The 8,928-nt window shown below is 43.0% G+C and carries 6 protein-coding genes, 1 pseudogene and 1 riboswitch; of the genes and pseudogenes, 4 read left to right on the forward strand and 3 right to left on the reverse strand.

The genetic code is table 11. The annotated features are described in order from the left end of the window. Positions 1–262: 262 nt before the first annotated feature. Positions 263–799, reverse strand: coding sequence for a crossover junction endodeoxyribonuclease RuvC (gene ruvC, locus NJ959_RS19735; RefSeq protein ID WP_254013453.1), 537 nt, complete (start codon positions 797–799; stop codon positions 263–265). Between the two features lie 617 nt (positions 800–1,416). Here ruvC and NJ959_RS19740 point away from each other — a divergent pair. Next, on the forward strand, positions 1,417–2,712 hold the full coding sequence (locus NJ959_RS19740) for a Glu/Leu/Phe/Val family dehydrogenase (RefSeq protein ID WP_254013454.1): 1,296 nt from the start codon (positions 1,417–1,419) through the stop codon (positions 2,710–2,712). Here the strand turns inward: NJ959_RS19740 and NJ959_RS19745 are convergent. Further along, positions 2,693–2,905: pseudogene (locus NJ959_RS19745) on the reverse strand (Uma2 family endonuclease); the annotation flags it as partial. The gene NJ959_RS19740 and the pseudogene NJ959_RS19745 overlap by 20 nt on opposite strands. A 192-nt stretch (positions 2,906–3,097) precedes the next feature. Next, positions 3,098–7,084, reverse strand: a complete 3,987-nt coding sequence (locus NJ959_RS19750; RefSeq protein ID WP_254013455.1) for a magnesium chelatase subunit H — start codon at positions 7,082–7,084, stop codon at positions 3,098–3,100. A 533-nt stretch (positions 7,085–7,617) separates the two neighbouring features. On the opposite strand from NJ959_RS19750, the gene NJ959_RS19755 reads away from it, so the two are divergent. The 3 genes from NJ959_RS19755 (at position 7,618) to NJ959_RS19765 (ending at position 8,739) form a co-directional block, all read left to right on the forward strand. Further along, positions 7,618–7,881, forward strand: coding sequence for a hypothetical protein (locus tag NJ959_RS19755; RefSeq protein ID WP_254013456.1), 264 nt, complete (start codon positions 7,618–7,620; stop codon positions 7,879–7,881). Next, a complete protein-coding gene (locus NJ959_RS19760; RefSeq protein WP_254013457.1) occupies positions 7,874–8,149 on the forward strand; it encodes a type II toxin-antitoxin system HicB family antitoxin in 276 nt (91 codons plus the stop codon). Before NJ959_RS19755 ends, NJ959_RS19760 begins: the two co-directional genes overlap by 8 nt. A 224-nt stretch (positions 8,150–8,373) precedes the next feature. After that, positions 8,374–8,524, forward strand: a riboswitch (cobalamin riboswitch). Positions 8,525–8,547: 23 nt separating this feature from the next. Beyond that, positions 8,548–8,739 (forward strand): hypothetical protein, encoded by a 192-nt coding sequence (locus tag NJ959_RS19765; protein WP_373693683.1) that lies wholly within the window; start codon positions 8,548–8,550, stop codon positions 8,737–8,739. Positions 8,740–8,928: the final 189 nt, after the last annotated feature.

Genomic DNA, 8,928 nt, shown 5'->3' on the forward strand with positions numbered 1-8,928 from the left:
TCGAAAAGCCTAAAATTACGTTAGGGGGGAGTGCCCACCCTACAGTTATTGAAAGTTTTTTGTAGGGTGGGCACTCCCGAAGATAACTCGAAAAGCCTAAAATTATGTTAGGGGGGGAGTGCCCACACTACAGTTATTGAAAGTTTTTTGTAGGGTGGGCACTCCGGAAGATAACTCGAAAAGCCTAAAATTACGTTAGGGGGGAGTGCCCACCCTACAGTTATTGAAAGGCGTGTAATATCTCAGTCTAACCCCTCATCTATTAACCCATTGACTCCTGAAACCAAGCAGTCAAAGCTACCGCCAACGCATCAGCGGCATCATCAGGTTTGGGAATCTGTTCTAAATTCAACTCCCGCGCTACAGCTTCCTGTACTTCATACTTATCAGCATTACCATGACCTGTCAACGCCTGCTTAATTTGGGCAGGCGTAAATTCGATTGTGGGCAGTTTATGCTGTGCCAATACTAACATGACAACTCCCCGTGCTTGAGCGACAGCAATAGTGTTCCCCATCCGATAAAAAAATAGTTTCTCGATTGCCACTAAATCCGGTTTATATTGTTCGACAACGGTATGCAAGTCATCATAAATTGTACATAGTCGTAATCCCATCTCAGTTTTAGATGATGTTTTAATTACTCCAAAATCTATCAATTGGATTGAGTCGCATATAGCTGGTACTATAGGGGTAAAAGGAACACTTACTCCAGCTTTTTTTTCAGTCATTAGGCAGGTAATTGCGCCAAAGCCTAGGATGGCTAGTCCCGGATCGAGTCCCAAAATTCGTTTTTCCATATTATTAAGGTGGGGGAGTAGGGAGATTTTTATGATGTTAAGGAATACTTCATCATATAATCAATGGTATTTTCGTCGCTTAAATAGAAGTTCCCCTGCGCAGAAAGTAGGGCTGGAGGGGGTAACTTCCACAGGATTTAGGGAGTAATACTATATATAGTGGTGTTAATCGGTTATACTCGGGTAACACACACTACATTTAGAGACTTTGCCTAAGTCCTGTTCCCCATAAAAATAGCAATACATACAAGAGTATTGAGAAAAGTAACAAAGTATACATTTCCGTGGCAATCCTAGAGAAACTGTGAAATAATATTAATTAAAGACAGATCGAAAAGATTTTTCTTTCCCCTCAAATAGGGTCAAAAACTTTGCGCCCTACTCTGGCGAGAAACCGCTCCGCGTCTATGCGTAAAAAAAAAATATCCCGATACCCAAGAATCCGATAGGGAGCATCCCGATTTGGAAGAAATGCAGGTTATATTTTTACTCCCCCCTTTGACAAGGGGGGCTGGGGGGTAAAAACTTTGTCAAAAAACGAGTATCTTTGCCAAAGTGGGATGCTCCCATCCGATATCACTACAACCAACAACTAATACCTAATCGGAGAAGAAAAAATGTCTAATTCACTATTAGCAGATGCCGGGACAAGATTACAAGATGCCATGAAATACGTCTCAATATCTGAAGACGCGATTGAACGATTAAAATATCCCAAATTCAGTTTAAACGTATCAATACCAGTCCGGATGGATGATGGCTCATTAAAGATTTTCCAAGGCTATCGGGTGCGGTATGACGATACCAGGGGACCGGGAAAAGGTGGCGTGCGATATCATCCCAATGTTTGCCTAGATGAAGTTCAATCTTTAGCATTTTGGATGACCTTTAAATGTGCCGTTTTAAATCTACCTTTTGGCGGTGCGAAAGGCGGAATTACTGTCAATCCGAAAACATTATCGAAGTTGGAATTAGAAAGGCTGAGTCGCGGTTATATAGATGCAATCGCAGATTTTATTGGGCCAGATGTAGATATTCTTGCCCCTGACGTTTACACCAATGCCATGATTATGGGTTGGATGATGGATCAATATAGTATTATCTGCCGTAAAATTAGCCCAGGAGTTGTGACAGGAAAACCGATGACAATGGGGGGAAGTATTGGGCGCGATGAAGCTACAGCTACGGGTGCTTTTTTTGCAATTCAAACTATTTTGCCCAAATTTGAGCAGCTTCCACAAGAGACAACTGTCGCTATTCAAGGATTTGGTAAAGTTGGGGCTGTATTAGCAGAATTATTGGCAAAATCAGGTTACAAAGTGGTTGCTGTCAGTGATTCTCTAGGGGGAATTTATGCGAAGCAAGGACTAGATATTCATAGTATTCGTCAGCATAAACTCTCTAGTCAAGGGATAAAAGCTGTTTACTGCGAAGGGAGTGTTTGCAATAGTGTCGCCCATGAAGTTATCACGAATCAGGAATTGTTAGCTTTAGATGTAGACATTCTCATTCCTGCTGCATTGGAAAATCAAATTACTGAGGAAAACGTTAATAGTATCAAGGCTAAATATATCTTTGAATTAGCCAACGGACCAACAACCTCTGGAGCTGACAAGATATTAGAAGAGAAGGGAATCTGGGTTTTTCCTGATATTTTAATCAATGCAGGTGGTGTTACCGTTAGCTATTTTGAATGGGTGCAAAATCGGAGTGGATTGTATTGGACTTTAGAGGAAGTCAATCAACGTCTGGAACAAAAAATGGTAGCAGAAACTGAGCAAATTTGGTCAATTTCTCAACAACAATCTATTTCCATGCGGACTGCTGCTTATGTTCATGCGTTGAATCGACTGGGAGAGGCTCTTAGTGCGAAAGGGACGAGAGATTATTATGTTAATAGTCTGGTTTCTTAAATGTGGGATAGATATACCTCATATTCCGCCCTGCTTTCCGTGCAAGATTCAGAATAAATCCCGGTAGAACATTCTCTCCTGAAAGGGTAGCCAGATTTGACAACACTTCCACTTCTTCCCCTTGTCTATAAATCTCCACCTGCCGATTTCTACGATTAATTAACCAACCCAAAAGAGCGCCATTTTCTAAATAGGGATGGACATTACTGAGATTGTGCATCACTATCAACAACCGCCAGAGAATTTATTCTCTGTCTAACAGCTAAAGTCCGTTAAAACGGACTAAAATCCTCGATTACTCAGTCGGTTTCAACCGACTTTAGCTATTAGACAGGGATTTTAATCCCTGTCGGTTATCGCTGGCGGGTGTTGGCGGTTGTCCTAACTATTCAACCCCCTCAATCTTATCCTCAACTTCCTGATACAAATCGCGCAGAAGTTGCAGATTATTCTCACTAGTTTCCCAATACCCGCGTCCATTCACTTCCAACAAAGTAGAAACCACCTTACGGAAAGAATGAGGATTCAGATTCATCAACCGCTTCCGCATCTCTTCATCCTGAATAAACGTAGTATTAGTATCCTCGTAAATCCAGTTATCCACAGCGCCAGCAGTTGCACTCCAACCCATGGTATTAACTAACCGTTTCGATAATTCTCGTACCCCTTCATAACCATGATTTAGCATCCCCTCATACCACTTAGGATTAAGTAGTTTTGTCCGGGCATCTAAACGGACAGTTTCTGATAGAGTGCGGACTTGAGCATTGGCTGTAGTCGTATCAGCAATGTAGGCAGTGGGCATTTTGCCATCGTTGCGAAGAGTAGCGACTAACTTGGTGGGATCTGAATCAAAATAGTGAGAAACATCGGTTAAACTAATTTCCGATGAATCCAAATTCTGGAACGTTACCTCCGCCGTTTTTAGCGCCGCTTCAAAGATTTTGCGGCTCTCCTCCATTGTCCCTGGATTATCAGCAGAGAAGGCAAAAGATTTCCGCGCTAAATACATATTCTGTAACTCAGATTCCTGTTCCCAGGTACTATTCTCCACCGCCAAATTGACATTAGAAGAATAGGAACCGGAAGCATTAGAGAAGATTCGAGTAGCAGCTTGGCGCAAATTTACTCCCATTTCCTCAGACTGTTGTAAGGCGTGTTTGCGAACATAATTCATTTCCAGAGGTTCGTTCGCCTCTGCTGCCATTTTCACAGCTTGATCCAACAGATTCATTTGATTAATAAATAAATCCCGGAAAACACCAGAACAATTCACCACCACATCAATCCGAGGACGACCTAATTCTTCCAAAGAAAGTAATTGCAATTTATTCACTCTTCCCAAAGCATCTGGCATCGGTTTTACCCCCACCATCCACATAATTTGGGCGAGAGATTCTCCGTAGGTTTTGATATTATCTGTGCCCCAGAGTACGCAAGCAATTGTTTCCGGATATTTGCCGCCATTGTCTGCCATTTGCCGCGCTAAAAGTCGATCTACTACTATTTTGGCAGATAGGATAGCCGCAGTCGTTGGGATAGACTGAGGATCGAGGGCGTGCATATTTTTACCCGTAGGTAAAACATCTGGATTGCGAATTGGATCTCCACCTGGCCCAGGAATGACATATTCTCCTTCTAAGGCTTTTAATAATGCCCCCAATTCGTTATCTGCCACAATTTGCTGGAGGCAGAATTCCAGATATTCAAAGATAGGTTTCAGCGCTTGGGTATCTACTTTCGGGTAACCTAACTGATGGAGAACTTCAATCCAAGGTTCTTTTTTGCCCATATTAAAGAAATTGAGCTTAGAAACCTTAGAAACCCGTCCCTCAGCATCTGCTTGTTCTTTTACTAAAGCAGATACAGCTCCACGAGTTGCGAGAACAATATCTTGCAGTAACTGAACATCGGCTAAGATACCTTTGTCATTATTTTGGTAAATCTCATCGATATCCCGCCCAATGCTATTAGCAATTACCCGTGGTAAGCTTTGCATTTCCTCTTCCGCACGATCCAGATTGGATATACTAACTAAAGTTGCGATCGCTTCTAATGCAGTTGGCGGCTTTCCAATCACATGGAGTCCGCAAGGCAGGAGCCGGGATTCAATCTCCATCAGCCTTTTGTACACCATCCCCACCAAGTTATCCCGTTGCTCCGGATTCATGGCGCTAGCATCTATCTCTGGTAAAGCGATATCTTTATCCAGATTCACCAAACGGCATTTATCCATAATCGTATTCACGATTGGAATGCCTCGTCCCGTATCTTTTAGGGTTTGGTAAGAAGCAATTAATTCACTTAATTCCTTTAACCCTTTATAGAGTCCAGCATTTTCTGCCGGAGGTGTCAGGTACGAAATAGTTGCCGCATAACTACGGCGTTTGGCAATAGTCGCTTCGCTGGGATTATTTGCCGCATAATAATAGATATTGGGCAGTGCGCCAATTAAGCTATCTGGGTAACATTCACCCGACATTCCCATCTGTTTTCCTGGCATGAATTCCAGGGAACCATGAGTGCCAAAATGTAGAACAGCATCGGCTTTCCAGATTTGTTCTAAATAGGTGTAATAGGCTGCAAATCCATGGTGTGGACTTGCGGAACGGGAGAATAATAACCGCATCGGATCGCCTTCATAGCCAAAAGTAGGCTGAACGCCGATAAAGACATTACCAAATTGTTTGCCGTAAATCAGTAAATTCTGTCCATCACTATTAAGATGTCCCGGAGGCGCACCCCAATTTTCTTCTAAACGAGTGGAGTAAGGGGTAAACCGTTCGTATTCCATTACCGACATGCGGTAAGCAATATTTAATTCTGGGGTAGCATATTGTGCTTGGGCATCGTGGATAACTTCCTGCATCAGCGCTTCTGCTGACTCGGGTAAATTAGGCAAATCGTAGCCATTATTTTTCAGTGCTTCCATGACTTTATAGATGGAACCAAACACATCCAAATAAGCAGCCGTACCGATATTGCCTTTATCCGGTGGGAAAGAGAAAATCGTAATAGCGAGTTTCTTTTCTAATTTCGGCTTCCGGCGCAGGTTTGCCCATTTCAAGGCACGACGGGCAACTGCTTCGATCCGATCTTGGAGTGCGATCGCTCTTCCTGTAGTACCATCCCTTCCTGATAAAATAATTGGTTCAATTGCCCCATCTAATTCAGGAATGGCTATCTGTAATGCGACTTGAATTGGGTGCAATCCTAGGTCACTTTCTTCCCATTCTTCCGTAGTTTGGAACACTAAAGGTAGTGCCACCATGTAGGGACGATTGAGGCGTTTTAGTGATTCAATTGCTTTAGGATGATCTTGTCGTGCTGGACCTCCCACTAGGGCAAAACCTGTCAGGGATATCACTGTATCAACTAGAGTAATTTCTCCTTGTCCGCTTTTACCGGGGAGGGCTTCATGGAAATAAGCATCCACAGGTTTGGAGAAGTCTAAACCGCCAGCAAATACCGGAATCACGCGAGCGCCCATGGATTCCAATTCTTGCACCATGGCGACATAATGGGCATCATCTCCTGTTACTAGGTGTGTCCTTTGTAAGACTAAACCAACACAGGGAGCAAAGGGATCTTTGAGATCTTCTGAGATATCTTTGCGACTGTTATACCAGTTGAGATATTCTTTGACATCCTCAAACATTTTCGGAGCGAGGGGATGCCAAATACCCATATCGGCATAGACAACCGGATCTTTAAAATTAAGCTTCCGCCCTTTAAGAACGTATTTATCTGCCAACATCAACAGGAAGTTTTCCAGGTTATCGGCGGAACCCCCTAGCCAATATTGGAAGCTCAACATAAAGTTACGAGCATCCTGAGCTTTATCGATGGGCATGTATTTGAGGATTTTTGGCAGCGTCTGCAATAGCTTCAGCATCCCGTCTTGGAAGGATGAGCCAGATTGCTCCTTCCGTTTCCGCATGAATTGCGCGATCGCACTCTTCGATTGTCCCAGTTGTGCCATGGAAAAGCTACCTAGCTTATTCAGGCGCATCACTTGAGGCATCGATGGGAATACAATAGCAGCATCCAGGCGATCGCGATAGGGTTCGACTGCCGCGACTAACTTATCTGCCAAGTCTTCAATAAAGATGAGGGAAGCGATGAAAATATTGGCTTGGGCAATCTCCCGCTTAAACTCCTCATAGTTTTGGGTATCCCGAAGCTCTTCAATCAAATAGCCGCTGATTTCAATGGCTATATCGGGTGATGTTTGATTAATTGAGTTGACAGCGGCGGATAATGCACTCTGATACTGTGGCTCCAGCACGACATAAACCACCTTGAGCAAATGACGGCCATTCAAGGCATCTGGTGTAATGCGGCGAATGGTGGACTTGACGTGGGTGAACATGCGGCTATAGCTCCTTATGATGCGTATTCTATTCTCGTGGATGGGCAATCAGGGGTGAGCTATCGTTACAGTAGTCGCTCACTCTTGATTAAGAAGTGTTCATCTGTGTTTGTATCAGAAAATGTTGACCTGATGGGAGTTTCAGTCCGGATCTGACACAATTCGATAGGAACTTTGGGATATTCCGTTACAAAACTTTACTATAAGCGGAGTGATTACTTTTTTTTTTTAAAGAAAAGTTACGATTTACCATCAACCCCAAATCCTTAATAAGGTATTACACTGTAATTTAGCGTATAAAGTAACAGGGAAAGCCCTCAAACAGTTACTCCATAGCTATGGCATGAAAACACCATCTGATATTGACGGATATATCTAAGAATTGGGGGATCTGGAAGAGCGGTATCTGAACAAATTAAATAGGATTAATATATAGGTTTTTAAGTATTCTGATATAAATTAAAAGCCATGAGTTAGACGAGGCTACCTTTACACAATCGAAACCTGCTATATAGCAATGGTATCATACTGTTATGGACATTGACGATGCGTTGAAAGAGCTTGAAAGCGAGACAAACGTAAAGTTCTCCCGCTTGCTGGCAATAGCTGAGAAATTTTTTGGAAAGCCAAGAAACAGAGGAACAAGTCACTATCCCTTTAAAGTTCCTTGGCAGGGAGAACCAAGGATTAATCTCCAGAAGGAAAAAGGCGGTAAGGCAAAACCCTATCAAGTCAAACAGGTAAAACTAGCATTAATCAAACTTAAAGAGATCCAGAGGGGAGAAAGCAATGAATAATATTGATAACTATGTCAGGCTCTACTCATACCTCGTTAAATACTCTTCCGAAGATGAAGCATATATAGCTCGGTGCATTGAACTTGGCATCAGAGCGCATGGAGATACCCAGGAAGAAGCGATCGCAGAAATTAAAGAAGCTACCAGAGTTCATCTTCTGATGCTTTCTGAGGATGGGGATGAAATTCCAGAACCTTTCTTTCCCACTGCGGAGGTAGCTATCTCTATGACGGGCTACGCCTACGCACTTAAATTTGGTTATTTATAGTGCTATATGATAGATATAACACCGTAACCAATCGGCTTAAAAGCCATATTCTCAACCTCCCGCCCCAACTTAAACCAGTACAGAAATTGCGCCCCAACTTATGATTATTTCTCCCTCTTTACCCACCACAACTAACCCCAATACCGACGATATTGCCGAATGTGGCTGGGGAGTGAATGGAAATTGATTCAGTAGAATATATCCAAAAGTGACAAAGTGCGCTACAGTCTTAATACCAACTCGGTTCTGGTGGGGAGCAGCCACTAGAGGAAACGGGGAAAGTTTGGTGCAAGTCCAACGCTGTCCCGCAACTGTGAGGAGACTAGCCTAGAGGAGTCCCTGAGTCAGGATACCCGCCGAGGGGTTACGTTTGTTTAAATTCATCTGCGAGGTACATGATGACAACTAAATCTATGGTTTTATTAGGGCAAAAGACGGTACGCCTGACTTTATCCACCCCAGTGCAAGCGACTCTCTACACTTCACTGTGTGCTTTAATTCTTTGGACTGTTTATTTCACAACCTATCCACCAGCCCATAATCAACTTCATTCTCTACGCCATCACACTTTGACAGTTAGTTGTCATTAGAGGAAGGAGAAAAGGTAAAGGAAAATAACCTTCCGAGTACTTACGCAAAACATATATCTGTAGGGTGCGTTATGCGAGAGCTAATGCACCATTATTGCTACAGCAGATTTAAAGTGAGTAGGGTATAGAGAAAGGGAGCATCCCACTTTGGCAAATATACTCGTTTTTTGACAAAGTTTTTACCCCCCC

It is taken from the genome of Limnofasciculus baicalensis BBK-W-15, assembly GCF_024178385.1.
GTDB classification, from domain to species: Bacteria; Cyanobacteriota; Cyanobacteriia; order Cyanobacteriales; family Coleofasciculaceae; genus Limnofasciculus; species Limnofasciculus baicalensis.

Excerpts from the sequence above, each read along its gene's own strand:
- ruvC (WP_254013453.1), bottom strand. The coding sequence starts at position 799 with ATGGAAAAACGAATTTTGGGACTCGATCCGGGACTAGCCATCCTAGGC.
- NJ959_RS19740 (WP_254013454.1), top strand. The coding sequence starts at position 1,417 with ATGTCTAATTCACTATTAGCAGATGCCGGGACAAGATTACAAGATGCC.
- NJ959_RS19750 (WP_254013455.1), bottom strand. The coding sequence starts at position 7,084 with ATGTTCACCCACGTCAAGTCCACCATTCGCCGCATTACACCAGATGCC.
- NJ959_RS19755 (WP_254013456.1), top strand. The coding sequence starts at position 7,618 with ATGGACATTGACGATGCGTTGAAAGAGCTTGAAAGCGAGACAAACGTA.
- NJ959_RS19760 (WP_254013457.1), top strand. The coding sequence starts at position 7,874 with ATGAATAATATTGATAACTATGTCAGGCTCTACTCATACCTCGTTAAA.
- NJ959_RS19765 (WP_373693683.1), top strand. The coding sequence starts at position 8,548 with ATGACAACTAAATCTATGGTTTTATTAGGGCAAAAGACGGTACGCCTG.